General features: G+C 71.4%; 16 protein-coding genes. 9 read left to right on the forward strand and 7 right to left on the reverse strand.

The features are described from left to right. From ABZ321_RS52090 to ABZ321_RS52100, 3 genes are all read left to right on the forward strand, one after another. Complete coding sequence (locus ABZ321_RS52090) at window positions 1-1,461, forward strand: anthranilate synthase component I family protein (RefSeq protein WP_344508664.1); 1,461 nt, start codon at window positions 1-3, stop codon at window positions 1,459-1,461. A gap of 4 nt (window positions 1,462-1,465) precedes the next feature. Further along, window positions 1,466-2,089: an aminodeoxychorismate/anthranilate synthase component II gene (locus ABZ321_RS52095; protein WP_354903851.1), complete on the forward strand. Its 624-nt coding sequence runs from the start codon at window positions 1,466-1,468 to the stop codon at window positions 2,087-2,089. Window positions 2,090-2,187: 98 nt separating this feature from the next. Continuing rightward, a complete protein-coding gene (locus tag ABZ321_RS52100; protein WP_354903853.1) occupies window positions 2,188-3,801 on the forward strand; it encodes an MFS transporter in 1,614 nt (537 codons plus the stop codon). 625 nt (window positions 3,802-4,426) lie between these two features. Here the strand turns inward: ABZ321_RS52100 and ABZ321_RS52105 are convergent. The 3 genes from ABZ321_RS52105 to ABZ321_RS52115 are packed head-to-tail and all read right to left on the reverse strand — an operon-like array spanning window position 4,427 to window position 8,286. After that, window positions 4,427-5,569, reverse strand: coding sequence for an aminotransferase class I/II-fold pyridoxal phosphate-dependent enzyme (locus tag ABZ321_RS52105; protein WP_354903854.1), 1,143 nt, complete (start codon window positions 5,567-5,569; stop codon window positions 4,427-4,429). 3 nt (window positions 5,570-5,572) lie between these two features. Next, window positions 5,573-6,964: a nucleotide disphospho-sugar-binding domain-containing protein gene (locus ABZ321_RS52110; RefSeq protein ID WP_344508655.1), complete on the reverse strand. Its 1,392-nt coding sequence runs from the start codon at window positions 6,962-6,964 to the stop codon at window positions 5,573-5,575. Window positions 6,965-6,996: 32 nt separating this feature from the next. After that, window positions 6,997-8,286, reverse strand: coding sequence for an FAD-binding monooxygenase (locus ABZ321_RS52115; protein WP_344508943.1), 1,290 nt, complete (start codon window positions 8,284-8,286; stop codon window positions 6,997-6,999). A 269-nt stretch (window positions 8,287-8,555) separates the two neighbouring features. Here ABZ321_RS52115 and ABZ321_RS52120 point away from each other — a divergent pair, with 269 nt between their 5' ends. The 3 genes from ABZ321_RS52120 to ABZ321_RS52130 all read left to right on the forward strand — a co-directional run bounded on the left by ABZ321_RS52120 (window position 8,556) and on the right by ABZ321_RS52130 (window position 13,214). After that, window positions 8,556-9,833, forward strand: coding sequence for an MFS transporter (locus ABZ321_RS52120; protein WP_344508653.1), 1,278 nt, complete (start codon window positions 8,556-8,558; stop codon window positions 9,831-9,833). Window positions 9,834-10,083: 250 nt separating this feature from the next. Next, the gene (locus ABZ321_RS52125; RefSeq protein WP_354903856.1) at window positions 10,084-12,117 is read left to right on the forward strand and encodes a peroxidase family protein; all 2,034 of its coding nucleotides are present in this window, start codon (window positions 10,084-10,086) and stop codon (window positions 12,115-12,117) included. Between the two features lie 26 nt (window positions 12,118-12,143). After that, window positions 12,144-13,214, forward strand: coding sequence for an abortive infection protein (locus ABZ321_RS52130; protein ID WP_344508649.1), 1,071 nt, complete (start codon window positions 12,144-12,146; stop codon window positions 13,212-13,214). Window positions 13,215-13,271: 57 nt separating this feature from the next. Here the strand turns inward: ABZ321_RS52130 and ABZ321_RS52135 are convergent, their stop codons facing one another. Further along, window positions 13,272-13,718, reverse strand: a complete 447-nt coding sequence (locus ABZ321_RS52135; protein WP_344508647.1) for a hypothetical protein — start codon at window positions 13,716-13,718, stop codon at window positions 13,272-13,274. A 319-nt stretch (window positions 13,719-14,037) separates the two neighbouring features. Here ABZ321_RS52135 and ABZ321_RS52140 point away from each other — a divergent pair, with 319 nt between their 5' ends. Continuing rightward, entirely contained in the window at window positions 14,038-15,351 is a 1,314-nt protein-coding gene (locus ABZ321_RS52140) for an acyltransferase (RefSeq protein ID WP_344508645.1), read from the forward strand. A gap of 298 nt (window positions 15,352-15,649) precedes the next feature. Here the strand turns inward: ABZ321_RS52140 and ABZ321_RS52145 are convergent, their stop codons facing one another. Together ABZ321_RS52145 and ABZ321_RS52150 are read right to left on the reverse strand one after the other, a co-directional pair. After that, the gene (locus ABZ321_RS52145; protein ID WP_344508643.1) at window positions 15,650-16,099 is read right to left on the reverse strand and encodes an SgcJ/EcaC family oxidoreductase; all 450 of its coding nucleotides are present in this window, start codon (window positions 16,097-16,099) and stop codon (window positions 15,650-15,652) included. Window positions 16,100-16,111: 12 nt separating this feature from the next. Continuing rightward, window positions 16,112-17,296, reverse strand: coding sequence for an acyl-CoA dehydrogenase family protein (locus ABZ321_RS52150; RefSeq protein WP_344508641.1), 1,185 nt, complete (start codon window positions 17,294-17,296; stop codon window positions 16,112-16,114). A 151-nt stretch (window positions 17,297-17,447) separates the two neighbouring features. Here ABZ321_RS52150 and ABZ321_RS52155 point away from each other — a divergent pair, with 151 nt between their 5' ends. Further along, window positions 17,448-18,620 carry a nucleotide disphospho-sugar-binding domain-containing protein gene (locus ABZ321_RS52155; RefSeq protein WP_344508640.1) on the forward strand — a complete coding sequence of 391 codons (1,173 nt, stop codon included), beginning with the start codon at window positions 17,448-17,450 and terminating at the stop codon, window positions 18,618-18,620. Between the two features lie 79 nt (window positions 18,621-18,699). Here ABZ321_RS52155 and ABZ321_RS52160 read toward each other — a convergent pair whose 3' ends face one another. Then, window positions 18,700-19,368, reverse strand: coding sequence for a winged helix-turn-helix transcriptional regulator (locus ABZ321_RS52160; protein WP_354903860.1), 669 nt, complete (start codon window positions 19,366-19,368; stop codon window positions 18,700-18,702). Between the two features lie 144 nt (window positions 19,369-19,512). Between ABZ321_RS52160 and ABZ321_RS52165 the strand changes: the two genes are divergently transcribed. After that, window positions 19,513-21,654 carry an MMPL family transporter gene (locus tag ABZ321_RS52165; protein ID WP_344508636.1) on the forward strand — a complete coding sequence of 714 codons (2,142 nt, stop codon included), beginning with the start codon at window positions 19,513-19,515 and terminating at the stop codon, window positions 21,652-21,654. Window positions 21,655-21,658: the final 4 nt, after the last annotated feature.

Consider the following 21,658-nt stretch of genomic DNA (forward strand, 5'->3'; position numbering starts at 1 on the left):
TTGTCTGATCAGGTACGCGTACACACCCGGCGGCACCGGATCCCGAGGCCCGGCGCGCTGCCCGCGTGGTCCGCGCTCGCGGCGCGCTTCGGTCCCGGCGAGGTCTACCTGCTGGAGTCGGCGACGGGCCCGGGACAGGACGCCCGGCACGAGTTCATCGGCTTCGGCGAGCTGCTCACCGTCTCGGTGACCCGCGGCGCCGTCCACGTCGGCGGCGTCCCGGCGCTGCGCGACGCGGTGCTGGACCGCACGCGCGGCCTGCTGGTCGCCGACGGCGACACCCTGCGGCTGCCCGCCATGACCGACCTGTGGCCGGTCCTGCGCGCGGTGCAGGGGACGTTCGACGCGGAGGGCTCAGCCTCGCGGTTCAGCTTCGGGTTCCTCGCCTACTTCGGCTACGACGCGGTGCGGTACATCGAGGAGCTGCCGTACCTGATCGAGCAGGAGCCGTCGCTGCCGGACGTCCACCTCGTGCTGTACCGCGGCTGCCTCACCCACGAGGTCGGCGCCGCCGAGTCCGAGCTGCTGCTGTTCGACAGCGACGCCTGGCCGGCGCTCCCCGACGACATCGTCGGGCTGCTGGCCGGCGCCCCGCCGGTGGACCCGCCCCGGCTCGCCGAGGTGACCGGGTGGAGCGACGACACCGCCCGCGAGGACTACCTCACGACGGTCGAGGCGTGCCTCAAGCACATCGCGATCGGCGACATCTACCAGGTGCAGATCGGCCACGAGCTGACGGTCCGCACACCGACCCCGCCGCTGGACGCCTACCAGCGGCTGCGGGAGCGCAACGCGTCGCCGTTCATGTACCTGACGGCGCTCGGCGGGCACACCCTCGTCGGCGCGAGCCCGGAGCTCTTCGTGCGGGTCGAGGACGGCAACGTGCTGATGCGGCCGATCGCCGGCACCGTCCCGCGCGGCGGCCCCGACGGCGACGAGGCCGCGGCCCGGCGGCTGCTCGCCGACCCCAAGGAGCTCGCCGAGCACACGATGCTGGTGGACCTGTGCCGCAACGACGTCGGCCGGATCTGCCGGCGCGACACCCTGGACGTGCCGGAGCACTTCTCCATCGAGCGGTACTCCCACGTGCAGCACCTGGTGTCCACCGTCTCCGGGCAGGCGGAGGAGCAGGTCGACAGCTACGACATCATCCCGGCGCTGTTCCCCGCCGGCACGATGACCGGCGCGCCGAAGATCCGCGCCATGGAGATCATCGAGGCGATGGAGCACAGCCGACGCGGCCTGTACGGGGGAGCCCTCGGGCTGATCGACGTGGGTGGCTACCTGAACATGGCCCTGTGCATCCGCACGCTGATCCACCACGACGGCGAGTACCGCACCCGGGCCTCGGCGGGTGTCGTCGCCGACTCCGACGCCGGGCGGGAGTGGACCGAGACGCTGGCGAAGCTCAGCGCCGCCTTCTGGGCGGTCACCGGCCGCGAACTGTTACAGGAGGACTGACATCGTGCGGGTGCTCGTCGTCGACGCGTTCGACAGCTTCGTCTACATCATCCGGCAGTACCTCATGTCGGCCGGCGCCGAGCCGATCATGGTGCGCTCCAACGCGCTGCGGCTCGACGAGGTGCGTGAGGTGCGGCCCGACTCGATCCTGCTCGGCCCGGGCCCCGGCAGCCCCGACGACTCGGGGCACGTGGACATCGTGCGGGCCTTCGCCGGGGAGGTCCCGATCCTCGGCGTCTGCCTGGGGCACCAGGCGATCGGCCGCGCCTACGGCGCCACGGTCGTGCCCGCCGAGCATCTCATGCACGGCAAGACCAGCCGGATCCGGCACGACGGGCGGCGGCTCTTCCGCGGCATGGCCGACGACTTCCACGCCACGCGGTACCACTCGCTGGTGGTCGTCGAGGAGACGGTGCCCTCATGCCTGGAGGTCAGCGCGCGGTCTCTCGACGACGGCTACATCATGGCGATGCGGCACCGGTGGCTGCCGGTCGAGTCGGTGCAGTTCCACCCCGAGAGCATCTGCACCCAGAACGGGGCCCACCTGATCAACAACTTCGTGAAGTTCTGCTCGACGTTCCCTTCCTGGCGGTACGACGTGGCCCGCCAGCTGGAAGCCGCGGCGTAGAGAGCGCATTTGTGAAGATGTCCGGTCCATGTGCCCCCCGAACAATGGCTGCGAGGGCCTCGTCGTTGCGGTGACGCGGCTTCGAACGAGGAGGGGACATGGCAACACATACGCAAGGCCCGGAGGTGAAGGCGACCCGGCGCGAGTGGCTCGGGCTCGCCGTCCTCGGGTTCCCGTCGATGCTCGGCATGATCGACATCAGCGTGCTCTTCCTGGCGCTGCCGAACCTGACGGCCGACCTCGACGCGAGCGCCAGCCAGCAGCTGTGGATCGGTGACATCTACGGCTTCCTCAGCGCCGGGTTCCTGGTCACCATGGGCACGCTCGGCGACCGTATCGGCCGCCGAAAACTGCTCGTCATCGGCGCCACCGCGTTCGGCCTGGTGTCGGCCGTGGCGGCGTTCGCCACCACGCCGGAGATGCTCATCGTCTGCCGCGCGCTGCTGGGCATCGCCGGTGCGACGCTCATCCCGTCGACGCTCGCGCTGATCACCCAGATGTTCAAGAACCCGAAAGAGATGGGCATCGCGATCGCGGTGTGGGCGTCGGCGCTGACGCTCGGCGTCGCCCTCGGCCCCGTCGTCGGCGGCGTCCTGCTGCAGTGGTTCTGGTGGGGCTCGGTGTTCCTGATCGGCCCGCCGGTCATGCTGCTGGTCGTCGCGACCGCCCGGGTGCTGCTGCCGGAGTTCAAGGACCCGAACGCGGGCCGGCTCGACCTCTTCAGCGTCGCGCTCTCGCTGCTGGCGATCCTGCCGGTCATCTACGCGTTCAAGGAGCTGGCCGCGAACGGCTGGACCGCCGTCGCCGTGGTCACGCTCGTCGGCGGCCTCGCCTTCGGCACCCTGTTCGTCCAGCGCCAGCGCAAGCTCGCCGACCCCCTGCTCGACATCCGCCTGTTCAAGATCAAGGCGGTCAGCGGCGCGCTGGTCCTGGCCCTGCTCATCGGTGCCGTCCAGGGCGGCGCCGGCTTCTTCCTGGCCCAGTTCCTGCAGGTCGTGGAGGGCCGCAGCCCGCTCAGCAGCGGCCTGTGGATCCTGGTGCCGACCTTCGCGCTGCTGATCGGCATCGGCATGAGCCAGGGCATCGCGCAGAAGGTCCGCCCCGCGTACGTCGTCGCCGGCGGCGCGGTCATCGCCGCCATCGGCATGACGGTGCTCAGCCAGCTCACCGTCGCGGCCGGCCTGGCCATGCTCATCGTCGGCTTCAGCATCGTCTTCTTCGGGGTCAGCCCGGTCGGCCCGGTGGTCAGCCAGCTGGTCGTGCCGGCCGCCCCGCCGGAGAAGGCCGGCTCGGCGTCCTCCCTGCAGACCACCAGCGGCGACCTGGGCGTCGCGGTCGGCATCGCCACCATGGGCAGCATCGGCGCGGCCGTCTACTCCCGCGAGATGGTCGTCCCGCCGGAGATCGCCGGCACCCCCGCCGGCGACGCCGCGGCCGAGACCGCGGACGGCGCACTCTTCGTCGCGCAGTCCCTGCCGGGCGCGGTCGGCGACGCGCTGGTCGCCGCGGCCCGCACGGCCTTCACGACGGAGCTCAACACGGTGGCCGCGGTCTGCGGCGTCGTCTTCCTCGGCCTGGCGGTCCTGTCGGTGGCCACCCTGCGCGGCGTGCCCCCGATGGCAGGCCAGGGCGGCGGCCACGGCCACGGAGCCCCGGCCGACACGGCCGAGGACACCCCCGCCCCCGACACCGAGAAGGTCCAGCCCGTCTGACCCGCTTCTTGGTTCCCGAAGGCGGCCCGGCACCCCAGGTGCCGGGCCGCCTTCCACTGCGACGGTCCCGCGCACCTCACCCCCCCCGGGACGAGCCGCCCGGCGCCCCACTGCCCCAGCCCGTTCTCCACCCGACGCTCCGCTCCGGCTCCGCTCCAGCTCCGCTCCGGGGCCGTGATCCAAGTCGCGTCACGGCCGCCCGGACGCCCAGGGCTGTCCTTCGATCTTCGCGGTTCGCAACCCGCTCGGTTGCACGGTCGCGCTCCGTGCCGTGGTCGCGGTGATGTTCCCCGGCCGCCGTCCTCGCATGGGTCCAGCGCCGTCGAGGGCGTCATCCGGTGCTTCCACGCCGTCGCTGGGTTTCACAACCGATGCGCATCACTCCGGTCGCCGACGCCGCGCTCGGCGTCGTGGTGCACAACCATCCCTGCCGTCGTGGGTCGCCGTCGCCGCCGCCGGCGTGATCCAAGTCGTGTGGTGGTCGTCCGGGCGGCCAGGACCGTCCTTCGATCAAGCCGGGCGGGGCAGGGCCAGGCACACCGTGGCAGGGTCGTGGACGGGAAGGCATGCGAAGCCGCCCCGCCTGGGGGAGGCGGGGCGGCTTCGGGGGGAGGGGGAGGAGCGGTCAGGCGGCCAGGCGTTGGCGGAGCGGGAGGCAGGCGGTGCGGATGATGTCGCAGATGCCGGCGATCTCCGCCGGGCCGATCGAGGTGCCGGTCGGCAGGGACAGGACGCGGTCGCACAGTGCCTCGGTCCGCGGGAGCGGCAGGGGCGTGTGGCGGGCCCGCTTCGAGCGGTACGGCTCGATGTCGTGGCAGCCGGGGTAGAAGTACTTGCGGGACAGGACGTTGTGCTCCAGCAGCAGGTCGTGCACGGCGTCGCGGGCGTCGGTCTCGATGACCACGTACTGGTGGTTGGCCCGCTCGCCGGGGGCCTGCCGGCGCAGCGTGACGCCGGGGACGCCGGCCAGGCCGTCCTGGTAGAGCATGGCGTTGCGGCGGTTCACGTCGATGAAGTCCTGCATCGACTCCAGGGACGTGAGGCCCATCGCGGCCGACGCCTCCGTCATGCGCCCGTTGATGCCGAGGTACGTCTGCTCGCGGTGCTCGTCCAGCCCCAGGTTGCGCATCGCCCGGGCGGCCTCGGCCAGGTCGGGGTCGTTGGTGACGATGGCGCCGCCCTCGAAGCTGTTGAGGTACTTCGTGGCGTGGAAGCTGAAGATCTCCGCGTCGCCGAAGCCGCCGATCGGCCGGCCGTGGTAGGTGCAGCCGAGCGCCTGCGCGGCGTCGAACAGCAGGATCAGGCCGTGCTGGTCGGCCAGGGCGCTGAGCTCGTCGATGTGGCAGGGGCGGCCGAAGACGTGCACGCCGATGATGGCCTTGGTGCGCGGGGTGATGAGCCGCTCGACGTGGTGCGGGTCGAGGGTCACGGTCTCGGTGTCGACGTCGGCGAAGATCGGCACCGCGCCGATCCACTCCATGGCGTGCGGGGTGGCCGGCGAGGTGAACGACGGCACGATCACCTCGTCGCCGGGCCCGATCCCGGCCGCCTTCGCCGCGATCTGGAGGCCGACGGTCGCGTTGGCGACCGGGACGCAGTAGCGGGCCTGTGCGACGGCCGCGACCTGCGCCTCGAACTCCTGCACGAGCGGCCCGTTGTTGGCCAGCCAGAGGCGGTCCAGGGCGCCGTTGATCCGGTCGAGGAAGCGACCGCGGTCACCGACGTTCGGCCGGCCCACGTGGAGGTGCTCAGCGAACAGCGGCTGCATCGCTCACCGGCCCTTTCGGAAGGAGACGAGGCCCTCGAAGATCTTGACGACCTGCGCGGGCGCGGGGGTGGCGAGCCAGGTCTCGTAGATGTCGTTGGCGCCGTCCTGGTAGACGCCCTCGCCGGCGACCTGGAGGATCAGCTTGCCGATCTCCTCGACCGTCAGCGTGCGGTGGTTGAGCCGGGCCCCGGCGTGGTTGGTGATGACGTACTCCGACGTCCAGGTCGCCTCCAGCTTCTTCGCCGGCACGATCCACTGGGTCGTCTCGACCTCGGTCTCCTCGCGCACGCCGAACTCCCGGCCGATCGTGTACGTGGGCGCCTCGACCTTCTCCTGCCGCATGAGCACGGACTCCTCGGTGTCGCAGACGAGCTGCGGCACCCGGAAGGCGCGGCTGGCCGCGAAGGTGCCCATGCCGCCGTGGTGGATGATCGCCGAGCAGGTCGGCAGGAGCTGGGTCAGCGGCAGCCAGTCGACCACCACGACGTTGTCCGGGATGGACTCCAGGCCCTGCAGCTGTAGGGAGTTGAGGGTGGCGATGACCTCGATGTCCAGGCCGGCGACCGCCTCGAGGATCTTCGGGGTGCGGTCCCAGTCGCCGGGGACGAAGCGGCGCGTCGACTCGCCGAGGGTCAGCGCGACCCGCGGGCGGCGCGGCGGCTCGTTCAGCCACGCCGGCACGGTCTGCGCGCCGCTGTAGGGCTCGTACCGCATCCGCACGACCTTCTCGGTGGTCGGCGGCCCGAAGCGCTCCGGCATCGGGTCGAGCGTCCACTGGCCCAGCATCAGCTCCCGGTCGACCTCGAGACCGTAGATCTCGGCGATCGGGCGCATGACGTCGGCGAGCGGGTTGGCCGACAGGCCGGCCGCCACGAGCTCCGCGGCGTGCTCCTCCAGCCGGTCGACGCTCCACGCGATCTCGTCCGGGCCGAGCATGAAGCGGGCGTGCGCGGCGCCGCTGGCGGCCGCCGCCACCGGGCCGGCGTAGAACAGCTCGTCCCACAGCACCAGGTCGGGCTTCCACGCGCGGGCGAAGGCGACCAGGTCGGCGCACTCCGGCAGGTCGGTGCGCACGTAGTCGGCGATCGGGTTGAGCAGGTACTGGTAGAAGGTGATCCAGTGTTCGCGCTCGACGGCGTCCAGGCCCATGACGTCGGCGTAGCGCAGCACCTCGGCGGCCTCGGCCGGCCGGCGTGCGTCGTCGCGCAGCCGGGCCTCGTGCGAGTCCGGGTCGCCGAGCGGCACGGGGGTCAGTCCGGTCGCCGCGATCTGCGGCATGAAGCCGGCATGCGACGCCACCCGGACCTCGTGCCCGGCGCTTTGGAACGCCCATGCCAGCGGCACGATCGGCAGCAGGTGCGCGACCGAGGGGTACGGGGTGAACAGGACTCGCATCGGAAACTCCTTCATGGGGCTAGGCGGGAGCGTCAGGCGGCGCGGGCGGGCCTGGGCGCGCCCAGGACGCGGCGCATCATGGCGGGGCGCATGAGCGCGGTGGGCGGGTCGACGAGGCCGGCGACCCGGAAGAACGCGGCGGTGACGGTGGGGTCGTTGACGGCCGCGGCGTGCAGCCGGGCCATGTACGCGTTGCCCATCCGGGTCTGGAAGGTGCGCTCGCCCTCGACGCCGGGGAAGCCCAGGTCCGCGCCGGCCGAGATGGTCCAGGACGCGTCGACGACCTTGGCGATCTCGCGGAAGAAGCGGCGCGCGTCGGGCACCGAGCCGTGCGCGAGCATGTTGCGCAGCGTCCACGCCTCCAGCGCGGCGACCGTCATGCCCTGCCCGTAGACGGGGTTGAAGCTGCACACGGCGTCGCCGAGCACGAGCAGGCCGGCGGGGAAGGCGCGCATCAGCTCGTACCGGCGCCGGACGCTGGCGGGGAACTTGAACGTCACCGGGTCGTCGAGCGGCTCGGCGTCCTGGATCGCCTCGTAGATCTCCGGCGCGGCGAGGGTCTTGGCGAACGCCATGAAGCCCTCGGGATCGGTCGGCGGGTGGTCGCCGAGGATGCCGGTGAGCGACAGCTGTGACGAGCCGTCGGCCAGCTTCGGGAAGAACGCGCCACGCGGGTTCGCCGGGCTGGCGACCGGGTTGATGGACAGGTCGGTGCCGTAGGGGTCGTTCTTCAGGCGGAAGTGCCGGGTGGTGTACGCCAGGTCCACCTTGACCTTGTCCTCGGCCGGCCGCCCGTAGCCGAGCTCCTCCAGCCACGCCGGGGTCCGCGAGCCGCGGCCGGTGCTGTCCACGACGAGGTCGGCGTCGAGCGTCGCCGCGATGCCGAAGTCGTCGCTCTGCACCCGCACCCCGGTGACGCGGCCGCCGGCGCCGGTGACGAGCCCGTTGATGGAGAAGCGCTCCATGAAGTCCACATTGGACAGCTCGGCGACCCGCGCCCGGACGTGCGCCTCCAGCTGCGGCCGGGTCGCCGACACGCTCAGCAGGTCGGCGCTGCCCGGGGCGAGCCGGCGCCCGTTGAAGTACCAGCGAAGGTTGCCGGCGATGTCGCCGGCCGGGATGCCCGCGTCGATCAGTTCCTGGCGCAGCCCCGGGAACAGCTCCTCCAGGATCTGCTGCCCACGGGCCAGCAGTGCGTGTGCGTGCCGCGCGTGGGGCACGCCGCGGCGCGGCCGGTCCACGCCCACGAGCGCGTCACGGTCCACAATGGACACCTGACTGAACGACTCGGCCAGGACGCGGGCGGTGAGCAGCCCGCCCATGCCTCCGCCCAGCACCACGGCACGGCCTCCGACATGATCGGCCACAGCGGGTCACCTCCTGCAATCGCCGGGCAATTTTGTCCAAGTAGCGTCACACCGCCGCGCGGCGGGCCGCATCTCCTGAAATGCGTGCCGCCGGGGCCGTCGTGGGTCGGCACGGCGGGAGATGCGGGCTGCCCCCGCTGCGGCGACAGTGCGGTGTGAGCGGTGCAGCGGTGACGGAGGGTCCCGGGCTCGCCCTGGTGTGCGTCTATGAAAGGAGATCGACGATGACCATCTCCGAAGCGGCCTCGGAACAGACCGGCGTTGCCGCCGTCCCCGCGCTGGAGGAGCCGACCCGTCGCGTCACCGGACGGTGGATCCTGCTGTGGTCACTGGCCAACTTCATGCTGTCCGGCCTCGTGTACGGCGCTGCCTCGGTCGTCGGCCCGCAGCTGGCCGAGCGGGTCGACCCGGCCGGCAAGGTCGGCATGTTCGCCCTCGCGGGAGTGCTGACGGGGCTCGTCGCCCTGCTCCTCAGCCCGCTGTTCGGGGCGCTGTCGGACCGCACCACGGCCCGCTCCGGCCGCCGGCACCCGTGGATCCTGGCCGGCGCCCTGGGCACCGGCGCGGTCTTCGCCGTGCAGGCGTTCCAGACCACGGTCGCCGGCTACCTGCTGACGGCCGTCGCCGCGGGCGTGGCGATCGCGGTGCTCAGCACGAGCCTCGTCGCGGTCGTGCCCGACGACGTGCCGGTCCGGCAGCGGGCGACCGTGTCGGCCTGGGGCGGCGGCGTCGGCGGCTCGCTGGGCCTGCTGGTGTGCATCTCGCTGGTCGCGGTGGCGGTCACCGGCGTCACCGCCGGCTACGTGACGATGGGCGTGCTGATGGTGCTGGGCGTGCTGCCCTTCGCGCTGTTCACCCGGGGCACGGCGCTGCCGCGCGCGCAGCGGGCGCCGTTCACGTGGCGGGCGCTCACCGGCTCGCTGTGGGTCAGCCCGCGGCAGCACCCCGACTTCTGGTGGGCGATGAGCGGGCGCTTCCTGTTCTTCCTCGCCAACGGGCTGTTCTCCGGTTATCTGTACTTCTTCCTGCAGGACGAGATCCACTACGCCGACCCCGCCGTCGGTGTCCTGCTGCTCAACACCGTGTACGTCATCGTCGCGTCGCTCGCCAGCGTGCCGATGGGGCGGATCTCGGACCGTCGGCTGCGGCGCAAGAACCTGACGATCGTCAGCGCCGCGCTCCAGGCGGCCGCGTGCGCCACCCTGGCCGTGTCGCTGACCTGGACGGCGGCGCTGATCGCCGCGGTGCTGCTCGGCCTCGGCTTCGGCGTCTACATGTCGGTCGACCAGGCGCTGGTCACCGAGGTGCTGCCGGAGGCGGCCGGGCGGGGCAAGGACATGGGCCTGATCAACCTGGCAGTCACGCTCGCCGGGCTGCTCGCCCCGGCGCTGTCCGGCCCGGTGATCCTGCACCTCGGCGGCTACTCGACGCTGTTCTGGCTGGCCGCCGTCGTCGGCGTCGGCTCGGCCGTGCTCGTGCGCCCCATCCGCGGCGTCAGGTAAGGGATCGACCGCGGATCGAGCGGCTCTGGAGCGCCGGTCCAAGCGGGCGAGGCCGCACGTGACAAGAACTCGATGCCCGTTGATGCAGTGAAGACTCGGGTACGTCCGGACGCCGGCACGCCGAAGCGGTCCTCAGCGGTGAGGGTCCGATGTGGACCGTGGTGCCGGGCGCCAACCGTGCATCTGAGAGGGGAGAGCCATGGTTCAGTCCAGTCGCGCCCGCGGGCAGCGGATCCGCCGAGGAGGTGCGTTGGTCCTCGCGTTCGTGACCGCGAGCGTCATGGGCACCGGCGCGTCGGCCGAGGCCGCCGCGCCCGGCGGCGGCATCTTCGGCATCGTCGAGGCGCAGGGCCTCGACGGCGGGACCAACAACCGGTCGCACCCCGAGTGGGGACGGACGAACACCATCTACCCGCGGGTCGGCGACCACCACTACGCCGACGGGGTCAACCAGGCGCAGGGCGGCCCGAACACGCGGTACATCAGCAACCGCGTCATCAACGGCGGCTCGCAGCAGCTGTACTCGGAGCGCGGGGTCAGCCAGTGGGGCTTCGTCTGGGGCCAGTTCCTGGACCACACCATCGCCCAGCGGGTCGGCCGGCGCCAGACCGGTCCGTCCGGCGAGGAGGCGAACATCCCGTTCAACAACGCCGACCCGCTGGAGTCGTCCCGCAACGACCTCGGGTTCCTGTTCTTCGAGCGCTCCATCGCCGAGGAGGGCACCGGCGTCACGGTGCCGCGCGAGCAGATCAACGCGATCAGCTCCTACATCGACGCGGCGACCGTCTACAGCAACGCCGACGCCCGCCTGGACTGGATGCGCGAGGGCACCGTCGACGGCAACCCGGCCAACAACGGGGCGCGCCTGCTCATGCCGGGCGGCTACCTGCCCCGCGCCGCCAGCCGCGGCAACTGGGAGACGGCGCCGCCGATGGTCGTCGGGTCGCTGTTCGCCACCCCGGAGGTCGTCGCGGTCGCCGGTGACCAGCGCGCCAACGAGAACCCGGGGCTGCTGGCCACCCACACGCTGTTCAACCGCGAGCACAACCGGATCGTGTCGAAGCTGCCGTCGTGGATGTCGGAGCAGGACAAGTTCCAGGTCGCCCGCGCGGTGCTCATCGCCGAGCTGCAGTACATCACCTACCAGGAGTTCCTGCCGTCGCTCGGCGTGCGGCTGCCCGCCTACAGCGGCTACAAGGCGGACGTCGACGCCGGGGTCACCAACGAGTTCGCCACCGTCGGGTACCGCGCGCACAGCATGATCGGCACGCACTACACGATGAAGGGCGAGCCCGGCCGGTGGAGCCAGGCGGACCTCGACTACTTCGCCTCCGTCGGCGTCACCGTCAAGAAGACCGGCAACCAGGTCGTGCTGTCGGTGCCGATCGGCGAGGAGACGTTCTTCAACCCGGACCTGCTCGAGCGGCTCCAGCTCGGCCCGGTGCTGCGCGGGGTGAGCTCGATCCCGCAGAACAAGAACGACGAGATCATCAACGACCTGATGCGCAACGGCAGGTTCGACTTCTCCGGCAACCCCGGCTGCGCCGAGGACCCGTCCGGCCCGACCTGCATCGCCGGCGTCAACGACCTCGCCGCGGTGGACATCGAGCGCGGCCGCGACCACGGCCTGGGCACCTACAACCAGCTGCGGGCCGCGTACGGGCTGCCGCCGAAGACGTCGTTCACCGCCATCACGGGCGAGGCGACGCAGGAGTTTCCGGCCGACCCGCTGCTCACCGCCGGCAACGAGATCAACGACCCGAACATCATGGACTACACCGCCCTGTACGACATCAACGGCCACGCCACGACCGCCCAGGCCGACAACGCGGTCCGCGGCGTGCGGCGCACCACCACGGCGGCGCGGCTCAAGGCGATCTACGGCACGGTCGACCAGGTCGACGCGTTCACCGGGCTGATCGCCGAGAAGCACGTGCCCGGCACCGAGTTCGGCGAGCTGCAGCTGGCGATCTGGAAGCACCAGTTCCAGGCGCTGCGCGACGGCGACCGGTTCTTCTTCGCCAACGACCCGCTGCTGCCGCTGGTGCGCAACCTCTTCGGCATCGACTACCGGGTGAGCCTGGGCGACGTCATCGCCCGCAACACCGACATCCCGCGCAGCCAGCTGGCCCGCAACGTCTTCCTCACCCCCGACCAGCAGCGCAGCGCCCAGCTGCCGTCCGCGCCCGGTGAGCGGCTGCTGCCCGGCCCGAACACCCGGCAGCTCACCGCCGGCTGGAGCCTCACCTCGACCGGCCCCCGCCGCAACGAGCTGAACCCCTGACCCGCAACCCCAGAGAGGACGCAGACATGTTCACCTACCGTGGCGTCGCCTACGACGTCGGCTCCAACTTCGCGACCGGGCAGGGGGAACTGTCGCGGACCGTCGGCGACGACGAGATCCGCGCCCAGATCGCGATGATCGCGCAAGCGCTCAACGCGAACGCGGTCACCGTCTACGGCACCGACCTCGGCCGCCTCGAGACCGCGGCCCGGGCGGCGATCGGGCACGGCCTGCACGTCCTGCTGGACCCGCGGCTGGTCGACCACCCGCGCGAGGAGATCCTGGCGCACCTGGCCGACGTCGGCCGGCTCGCGGAGACCCTGCGCCTGGAGGGTGCGAGCGTCGCGCTGACCGTCGGCGCCGCGCACACCATCTTCACCGGTGGCATCACCCCCGGCGAGCACTACCACCAGCGCATGGCGAACATCTACTCCGACAACGACCACTACCTGCTGAGCCCGCAGAGCGCCGCCGACCTCGCCGACGCCGCGCCGCGGCTCAACGCCTTCCTCTCCGAGGCGGCCACGGTGGCCCGCGGCGTCTTCAACGGCGAGATCAGCTACTCGGCGGCGCCCTTCGAGCAGGTCGACTGGACGCCGTTCGACGCGATCGGGCTCATGTACTACTACCAGCCGCGGTACCTGACGCCGGAGCAGCACGCGGCGGAGATCGACCGGTACCGCAGCTGGGGCAAGCCGATCGACATCGCCGGCTTCGGCACCGCCACCTACCGCGGCGCGGAGGAGAAGGCGTTCTTCTTCTGGGACGTGGTGGACCGCAGCGACTTCGACGAGCTGAAGATCCTCGACGGGATCGTGCGGGACGAGGAGGCGCAGGCGGCCTTCCACACCAAGATGTTCGGCATCTTCGACGAGGCCGGCATCCGCGGGGTGTCGGTCACCGACTTCATCCACCCGACGCACCCGCACTCGCCGGACGACCCGCGGCTGGACCTGGACACGGCGAGCCTGTGCATCGTCAAGACGATCCGGGAGCGCATCGCCGACCCCGCGTCGCCGTACACGTACGAGCCGAAGGCGTCGTTCCACGCGATCGCCGGCTACTACGGCTCGTTCAAGGCCGCGGCCGTCGCCTGAGACGGACACGACGACGGGCCGGGTGCGCGCACCCGGCCCGTCCCTGGTTTCCGCGCCCTACTTGACCTTCGTCATGTTGGACGTGTAACCGCCGCCGCCCGGGTAGACCCAGGCACCCTCGTTCTTGGTGCCGGTCTTGTCGAAGGTCCCCTGGAAGTACGCGGGGGAGTCGCGGACCCCACCCCAGATCGTGAGCGTGCTGCCGTCCTCGCTCACCTCGTAGACATAGTCGTAGGTCTCGCCGTCGGAGCCGTAGAAGCGGGACATGATCTCCTCACTCGGCTCCTCCGCGCCGAACGGGAGCAGCCGCCCGATGACCTCCAGCCCGACGATGTGGTGATCGTTGAGCGTGATGTCGACGTGCTGCAGCACGAACTTCTCGCCCGGGCCCCACTCGTAGGTCACCGTGCCGGTCGCGTCGCCGCTCACCTCCCAGGTGCCGAGGAGCTTCTCGAGCCGGCGCAGCGCGGCGTCCTGCTTGGTCTCGGTCTTGGTTTCAGTCATGGATCTCCCCTGTTCGCGGATTCCGGTAGCCCTCGCGGCATGACGATGATCGACCGCATTTCCGGGCCCGGCCAGCATAGTCCGATGCGCGTGACGGCCGCACCGAGAGCGCGGCAGCCGGGTCGAACTGCGCAATCTTGAATACGTCCCGTCATCCGTTGGAGTGAGATTCTGCAAGCGAGGAAGGGGCGCGCACGGCCCCTTTCGCCACTGGACGCCGGTGTGACCGGCGGGGATATCCGAGCGTTGCGACGGCGATTCTCGACGATTAACCGGCCGCATTTCCGCTGCTGTGCCGATGAACAGATGAGGAGCGAGAATGACGGCACCTATCGCCGCCGGCGTGCGCACCGAGAACGCCGGCGAGACCAAGCGTGACCACAAGCTGGAGGGCTTACGCGGCTACCTGGCGCTCGGCGTCGTGGTCTACCATGTCGCGTTCTACGCCGGACTGACCAGCTTCCTGGACCTGCCGACGCACGGCATCTGGACGGTTCTCGCCGACGGCCTGTCCGTCTGCCTGGCGCCGTTCTTCGTGCTCTCGGCGTTCTTCCTCTACCGGCCCTTCGCCCGTGCCGTGCTCGCCGGCACCAAGCACCCGCCGGCGCGGCCTTTCTGGTGGCGGCGGTTCCTGCGGCTGATCCCGGCCTACTGGGTGGTGGTCACGTTCGCACTGCTCGTCTTCGACATCAACAAGATCGACGGGTTCTGGTACGCGGCGCGGCCCTACCTGCTGATGCACTTCTACTGGCCGAACGCGCCGTGGATCACCGGTCTCGTGCCGACCTGGACGGTGCCGGCGGAGATGCTGTTCTACCTGATCCTGCCGGGCATCGCCGTGCTCATCGGCCGGTACGCGCGCAAGGCCGCGACGTTGGAGGCGAAGCGGCGGCGGATGCTGGTGCCGCTGACGCTCTTTGCGGTGATCGGCTTCGCGTGGACGGTCTACACCAACGTGCCCTCGCAGCTGGACACCGCGGTCGTCTACAACCTCTGGTACTGGCCGTTCGGCTACTACGACGCGTTCGCCATCGGCATGCTGCTGGCGACGGTGTCGGCGTACCACCAGGTGAGCGGCAAGACCCCGCGCAGCTACGCGTTCGTGGCCAAGCACCCCAACGTGCTGTGGGCGCTGGCGCTGGTCGTCTTCGTGGTGAACCTGAACCGGTTCTTCGGCAAGCTCGGCATGGGCGACTGGGCGTCGTTCAACCAGGAGCTGGTCATCCACGCCCTGGTGCTGCTCTTCGCGGGCCTGATCGTGGCGCCGCTGACGGTCCCCGGGGTGCGCTCGAGGCTGATGGACATCACCCTGAACCCGCGGCCGATCCGGTTCGTGGGGCGGATCTCGTACGGCGTCTACCTGTGGCACATGGTGGTGGTCTCGCTGCTGCTGAAGCAGGGGCCGCTCTTCGGCAACACGCCGGGCTTCGGTCCGGAGCTCTACGGCGCGGCGAACTTCTGGTGGCTGCTGACGTGGACCACCGTGGGCACTATCGCGGTGTCCGCCGTCAGCTACTACCTGCTGGAGCAGCCGCTGTCGAAGCTGGGCCGGCGCAAGCCCGACCCGGCCCCGCCGGCGGCGGAGCCCGCGGTCAAGACGGGCCAGGCGGTCGAGGTGCCGGCCGCACCGTGACGCCCCGCGCATGAGGAGGGCCGGTCCGATCGGACCGGCCCTCCTTGCTGTCACGTGCTTCCGGCCGCGCGTGCGGCTTTCCTGCACGTGCATCTCCTGCTGCCGCACGCTTCCAGCTGCGCTTTCTTCTCTGGCTGCACGTGCATCTCTTGCTGGCGCGGGGTTCCCGCCACCGCGCGGCTTGCCGTGTTGCCCGTGCTTCTTGCAGGGCCGGACGCGACGACGGCCGGATCCCGTGGAGGGATCCGGCCGTCGCGCCGCCGCGAGGAGGGTCGAGGGGTTTCTCGCGGCAGGTCCGTCAGGCCTGCGTACCGGGGGTGGGCAGGCTCTTGAAGGCCGGGCTGTTCTGGTAGGCGGCCAGGCGCCACGCACCGTCCTGCTTGACGGCCAGCCAGGTGGCCCGGATCGCCTGGTCGTCGGAGACCTCGGACTCGCCGGCCGCGAGCACGCCGCCCTGCGTCTGGAGCACCACGACGCTGTCGCCGAGGAACCGCATGTCGATCGGCTTACCGGTGACCTGGGTGTTCTTGTACTGGTTGGCGAACGCGTCCTTGAGGTACGCGCGGATCTCCTCGCGGCCCTTGCGGTACATGCCGGGCAGGATCATCGTGCCGTCCTCGGTGAAGACGTCGGCGAAGCCGTCGCCGTCACCGTAGGCCCAGGCGGCGATGACACGCTGGGTGAGGCCGGCCACGGCGACCTGGTCCGCGGCCGGGCCCTGGGTGGTGCTCTGGGTGGTGCTCGTCATGCCGTTCTCCCTTCAGATGTAGAGCGTGTTGGGTTCGAGGCCGCACAGGACCCGGCCGTACAGCTCGGCGTTGGTGTTCGGGTTCATCAGCGCGTGCAGGTTGATGGTGTGCAGGTCGTGCGCGATGCGCTGGATCGGCACGTCCTGGTACACCGACGAGCCGCCGCTGGCCGACGCCAGGATGTCGACGGCCTCCTTCGCCAGGCGGACGGCGGTGCCCATGTCGTGCCGGGCGCGGGCCCGCTCCTCCAGCTTCCAGGGCAGGCCGGCGGCCGCCTTCCCGTCGACGGTGGTGGCGAGCCGGTGGGCGTGGAACGCCGCCTGGTCGCTCTTCGTCGCGGCCTCGGCGACCTGGAAGTGGGTGAGGGGCGCGTCGCGCTGCGAGTCGTAGCCGGTGTACGTGATCTTCCGGTTGGGCAGGCGCTTGAAGAAGCTCTCCTTCGCCGCGCGGGTCATGCCCAGCACGGTGCCGACCGACGACGCCGAGGCGACCGGCAGCAGCGGCACCTGGTGCATGGCCTCGGCGCCGGCGCCGGCGCCGGCCGCGGAGCCCTGCAGCACCGCCGGCAGCGGCACGACCCGCTCCTGCGGGATGAACAGCTCCTGCGCGACGGTGGAGACGCTGCCGGTGCCGCGCAGCCCCGACGTGTGCCAGTCGTCGACGACCAGCAGGTCGCTCATCGGCACGAGCGCCATCACCGGGTACGGCTCACCGTTCTCCGGCGCCAGGATGGCGATGATCTCCTGCCAGTGCGCGTGGTGCGCGCCGCTGATGAAGCCCCACTTGCCGTTGACGACGATGCCGCCGTCGGCGGAGCGGGCCAGCGCGCTGGGGCTCAGCGTCCCGCAGATGCGCACGTCCGGGGTCGAGAACACCTCGTCCTGGACGGCCTGCGGGAACAGCCCCGCCATCCAGGTGGGGATCCAGTAGACCGCGGTGACCCACGAGGTCGAGCTGTCGGCGTGGCCGAGCTCGGTGGCGACGTCGACGAGGGTCGTGGCGTCCGCCGCGTAGCCGCCGTACCGCTTCGGCGTGCGCAGCTTGAACAGCCCGGCATCCGCGAGGGCCTCGATGGTCTCGTCGTGCAGGCGGCGGTGCTCCTCCGCCCAGCCCGTGCGGGCGCGCAGGGTCGGCCGGAGGGCGGCCGCCCGGCGGACGAGCTCCTCGCGGTCGGGGACTTCGGAAGTGGTCACCATCTCCTCCTAGGCACAGCTGCTGCGGGACGCTCCGACCGTCGCATCGCGCCCGGTGGCGGTGCATCTCCTGCCGTGCGCGAAGGGACACGCACGGTGTGCGACGGCTCGATGGAAGAAGACGGCGCCGTGCCACGCGGGGATGCTGACCGGTATGCGCGTGCTGTTCACGTCCGTCGCTCTTTCCGGGCACCTGTTCCCGCTGGTGCCGCTCGCCTGGAGCTGCCGCACGTTCGGGCACGAGGTCCTCGTCGCGACGTCCGACAACTTCCTGCCCGAGGTGACGAGATCCGGGCTGCCGGTCGCGTCGTGCGGCCCGGCGATCGACTTCGTCGAGCTGACCACGGCGGCGGGCATCCCCGAGGACCTGCAACAGCGGCGGCTCGCCAACGGGCACGCGTTCGGGCGGATCGCGGCGTCCGCGCTGCCCGGGATGCTGGACCTCGTCCGCGCCTGGCGGCCCGACGTGATCGTCAGCGAGCGGGCCGAGTTCGCGGGGCCGGTCGCCGCCGCGGTGTGCGGGGTGCCGCAGGTCGAGCTGCAGTGGGGGGTCGCGCGGCTGGCGGAGTACCGGGCGGGGGCCGCGGTGCAGCTCGCGGAGGGTCTCGAACGGCACGGCCTGGCCGCGCTGCCCGCCCCGCGCGAGGTGCTCAACCCGTGGCCGCCGAGCCTGCGCCTGCGGCATGCCGCGTCCCACCACGGGATCTGCTGCGTGCCGTACAACGGCGCCGCGCGCGTGCCGTCGTGGCTGTGGGCGCCGCCGCGCCGGCCGCGGATCTGCCTGACCCTCGGCACGGTGCTGCCGCGGCTCGGCGCCGACGGCGTCACCGACGTCGTGGTGCCGCTGCTGGAGCGGCTCGGGCGGCTGGACGTGGAGGTGGTCGTCGCCGTCGACGACGCGGTCGCCGCGACCTGGCCGCCGCTTCCGGCGGTCGCCCGTCAGGTCGGGCGGATGCCGCTGTGGCAGGTGCTGCAGACCTGCGACCTGGCCGTGCACCACGGCGGGCAGGGCACCGCGTTGACCGCGTTCATGGCCGGCGTCCCGCAGCTGGTGATCCCGGTCTTCGACGACCAGGTCGACAACGCCGAGGCGGTCGCCCGCTCCGGCGCCGGTGCCTGCATCCTGCCCGACGAGCTGACCGTGCCCGACGCCGTGGCGGCCTGCGCCGCGCTGCTCGGCGACCGGCGGCACGGGGCGGCGGCCCGCGCCGTCGCCGCGGAGATCGCCCGCCAGCCGTCCCCGGCGACGGTCGTCGAGCTGCTGGGCGCCGTCGCACGCGGCGTGCCCGCCACCATCAGGCCGCGCCGGCGGGCGGATGTGGCCTGATGGGAATCAGCCTGCCGGGCCGCGCCGCGCGGCCCGGCCGCCGTGACCAGACCGCGCCGGCACACCGCCCGCCGGGCGGTCAGGCCGCGGCGACGGGTGGGCGGGGCTTGATGGGGAACAGCCCCGCGAACCGCGCGAACAGCGTCTCGTCACCCGTGAGAGTGACATCGCCACCCGCGACGGCGTCGTCGGCGGCGACCTCGCCGGCCATCACCGCCCGCAGGACCGGCCCGGCCTCGATGACGAGGTCGGGCGTGTCGGGCCCGCCCGGGTGCACCTCGAGGCGCCCGTCGTCGATGTGGGCGTGCACCACGACCTCGCCGAAGCGCAGCTCCAGGACGGCGTGCACACCCACGGCGGCGGTCGGCTCGAACGTCGTGCGCAGGGCCATGACCAGTGAGTCCGGCGTGACGACCTCGTCGGGCCCAGGGTCGGTGAGGGCGCCGGCCCCCCACTTGCCCAGCTGGAGCACGGCCGGCTCGAGCTGGCGGCCGTAGTCCGTCAGCTCGTAGACGACCGCGCCACCGGGCCGGGCCTGCAGGCTGCGGCGGACGAGATCGTTGCGCTCAAGGTCCTTGAGCCGGTCGGACAGGACGTTGGTCGGGATGCCGGGCAGGCCGATCCGCAGGTCGGTGTAGCGGCGCGGGCCGACGAGGAGGTCTCGGACGATGAGCAACGTCCAGCGTTCCCCGATCAGCTCGAGCGCGCGTGAGATGCCGCAGAACTGCCCATACGCTCGCTTGCTCATCACCCGATCGTACTGCGTGATGCGCTTGACGCCGTATGCTTGTTTCTAGCAAGCTGGCTTTTAGAAATGAACTAGTACCGATGTACGGTGCCGGACCCAACCAAGGAAGCCAACCGAGGTCGTGCAGACCGGGGGAGGGGAGTCATGGAGCGTGTAGCTGGAGTCGCGAGACTCATCAGCGGGCGCCGGACGAAGTGGATCGTGCTCGGCGTGTGGCTGGTGCTGTTCATGGGCCTGTCGCCACTGTCGGGTGAGCTCACGGGCGTGCAGAAGAACGACATCGCCCAGTGGCTCCCCGGCAGCGCCGAGTCGACCCAGGTCGTCGAGCTGCAGAAGCAGTTCCAGCCGACCGAGGTTGCACCGGCGGTCGTCGTCTACGAGCGCCCGTCCGGGACGACCCCCGTCGACCTGGAGAAGGTCAAGGCCGACGTGGCGAAGTTCGCCGGCGTGGACGGCATCGCGGGGGAGGTCTCCCCGCCCGTAGAGGCCAAGGACGGCCAGGCGCTGCAGGTCGTGGTGCCGGTGAAGGTCACCACCGACGACCCGGCGAAGGCGCTCGACCGGGTCAAGGCGATCCGGGCCATCGCGTCCGCCGGCGACACCGGACTCACGGTGCACATCGCCGGGCCGCTCGCCTTCACCGCCGACAACGTGAGTGCGTTCGAGGGCGCCGACTTCACCCTGATGTTCGCCACCGTCCTGGTCGTGGTGGTGCTGCTGCTGGTCATCTACCGCAGCCCGGTGCTGTGGCTGCTGCCGGTGATCAGCGCGATGATCGCGCTCGTCACGTCGGAGGCGGTGATCTACCTGCTGGCGAAGAACGCCGGCGTAACCGCGACCGGTGAGAGCTCCTCGATCCTCACCGTGCTCGTCTTCGGTGCCACCACGGACTACGCGTTGCTGCTCATCGCGCGGTACCGCGAGGCGCTGCGCCGGCACGAGGACCGGCACGCCGCGATGGCCGTCGCCCTGCGCCGCGCGGCACCGGCCATCGTGGCCAGCGCGGCCACGGTCGCGATCGGCATGCTGTGCCTGCTGTTCGCGGACATGAACTCCACCAGCGGCCTCGGCCCGGTCGCCGCGGTCGGCATCGCCGTCGGCCTGCTCGTCGCGGTGACCCTGCTCCCGGCGCTGCTGGTGATCTGCGGCCGCTGGCTGTTCTGGCCGAAGAAGCCGCAGGTCGGCTCGGCCGAGCCCAGCGTGCACGGCATCTGGGCCCGGCTCGGCGAGCGGATCGCCCGCCGCCCGCGCACCGTCTGGATCGGCACCGCGCTCGTGCTCGGTGTCATGGCGCTCGGCCTCACCCAGCTCAACGTCAGGATCCTGTCCGCCGAGGACACGTTCGTGACGGAGCAGCCGTCGATCAGCGCGATGAAGGTCCTGTCCAAGCACTTCCCGGCGGGCTCCGGCGAGCCGGTCGTGGTGGTGGGCAAGGCCGACAGCGCCGCGGCGCTGAAGGCGGGCATCAGCGGCACGGCCGGCGTCGTGGACGTCACCGAGCCGGTGGTCAAGAACGGGCTCGCCCTGATCGAGGGCACGCTGCAGGCCCAGCCGGGCAGCGCCGCCGCCGACGACACGATCGTGCGGCTGCGCGCGGCGGTGCACGCGGTCGCCGGCGCCGACGCGAAGGTCGGCGGGCCGACGGCGATGAGCCTGGACATGGACCGGGCCACCAAGCACGACAACCGGCTGATCATCCCGCTGGTGCTCGTGGTGGTGCTGCTCATCCTGTGCGTGCTGCTGCGGTCGATCGTCGCGCCGCTGCTGCTGATGGCGACGGTGGTGCTGTCCTTTGGGGCGGCGCTGGGCATCAGCACGCTGGTCTTCGAGCACGTGTTCGGCTTCAACGGCGTCGACAGCAGCTTCCCGCTGTACGTCTTCGTCTTCCTGGTGGCGCTGGGCATCGACTACAACATCTTCCTGGTCACCCGGGTCCGGGAGGAGGCGCTGCGGATCGGGACGCGGCGCGGCGCGCTGGTCGGCCTGGCCGTCACCGGCGGCGTGATCACCTCCGCCGGCCTGGTCCTCGCCGCGACCTTCGGCGTGCTGGCCAGCCTGCCGCTGGTCTTCCTCGCCGAGATGGGCTTCGCGGTGGCGCTGGGCGTCCTGCTCGACACGTTCATCGTGCGCTCGGTGCTCGTCACCGCGCTGAGCCTGGACGCCGGGCGGCACCTCTGGTGGCCCTCGAAGCTGGCTGCCAAGGCCGACGTGCCCGAGGACGCCGACCCGGTGCCCGCGCAGGCCGACGGCCAGGGCACACCGCGGCAGCCGGACCTGGTTTCCTGATCCG

The organism is Dactylosporangium sp. NPDC006015, from assembly GCF_040614215.1.
Classification (GTDB): domain Bacteria; phylum Actinomycetota; class Actinomycetes; order Mycobacteriales; family Micromonosporaceae; genus Dactylosporangium; species Dactylosporangium maewongense.

Excerpts from the sequence above, each read along its gene's own strand:
- ABZ321_RS52100 (WP_354903853.1), top strand. The coding sequence starts at position 2,188 with ATGGCAACACATACGCAAGGCCCGGAGGTGAAGGCGACCCGGCGCGAG.
- ABZ321_RS52105 (WP_354903854.1), bottom strand. The coding sequence starts at position 5,569 with ATGCAGCCGCTGTTCGCTGAGCACCTCCACGTGGGCCGGCCGAACGTC.
- ABZ321_RS52110 (WP_344508655.1), bottom strand. The coding sequence starts at position 6,964 with ATGCGAGTCCTGTTCACCCCGTACCCCTCGGTCGCGCACCTGCTGCCG.
- ABZ321_RS52115 (WP_344508943.1), bottom strand. The coding sequence starts at position 8,286 with ATGGGCGGGCTGCTCACCGCCCGCGTCCTGGCCGAGTCGTTCAGTCAG.
- ABZ321_RS52120 (WP_344508653.1), top strand. The coding sequence starts at position 8,556 with ATGACCATCTCCGAAGCGGCCTCGGAACAGACCGGCGTTGCCGCCGTC.
- ABZ321_RS52130 (WP_344508649.1), top strand. The coding sequence starts at position 12,144 with ATGTTCACCTACCGTGGCGTCGCCTACGACGTCGGCTCCAACTTCGCG.
- ABZ321_RS52135 (WP_344508647.1), bottom strand. The coding sequence starts at position 13,718 with ATGACTGAAACCAAGACCGAGACCAAGCAGGACGCCGCGCTGCGCCGG.
- ABZ321_RS52140 (WP_344508645.1), top strand. The coding sequence starts at position 14,038 with ATGACGGCACCTATCGCCGCCGGCGTGCGCACCGAGAACGCCGGCGAG.
- ABZ321_RS52145 (WP_344508643.1), bottom strand. The coding sequence starts at position 16,099 with ATGACGAGCACCACCCAGAGCACCACCCAGGGCCCGGCCGCGGACCAG.
- ABZ321_RS52150 (WP_344508641.1), bottom strand. The coding sequence starts at position 17,296 with ATGGTGACCACTTCCGAAGTCCCCGACCGCGAGGAGCTCGTCCGCCGG.
- ABZ321_RS52155 (WP_344508640.1), top strand. The coding sequence starts at position 17,448 with ATGCGCGTGCTGTTCACGTCCGTCGCTCTTTCCGGGCACCTGTTCCCG.
- ABZ321_RS52160 (WP_354903860.1), bottom strand. The coding sequence starts at position 19,368 with ATGAGCAAGCGAGCGTATGGGCAGTTCTGCGGCATCTCACGCGCGCTC.
- ABZ321_RS52165 (WP_344508636.1), top strand. The coding sequence starts at position 19,513 with ATGGAGCGTGTAGCTGGAGTCGCGAGACTCATCAGCGGGCGCCGGACG.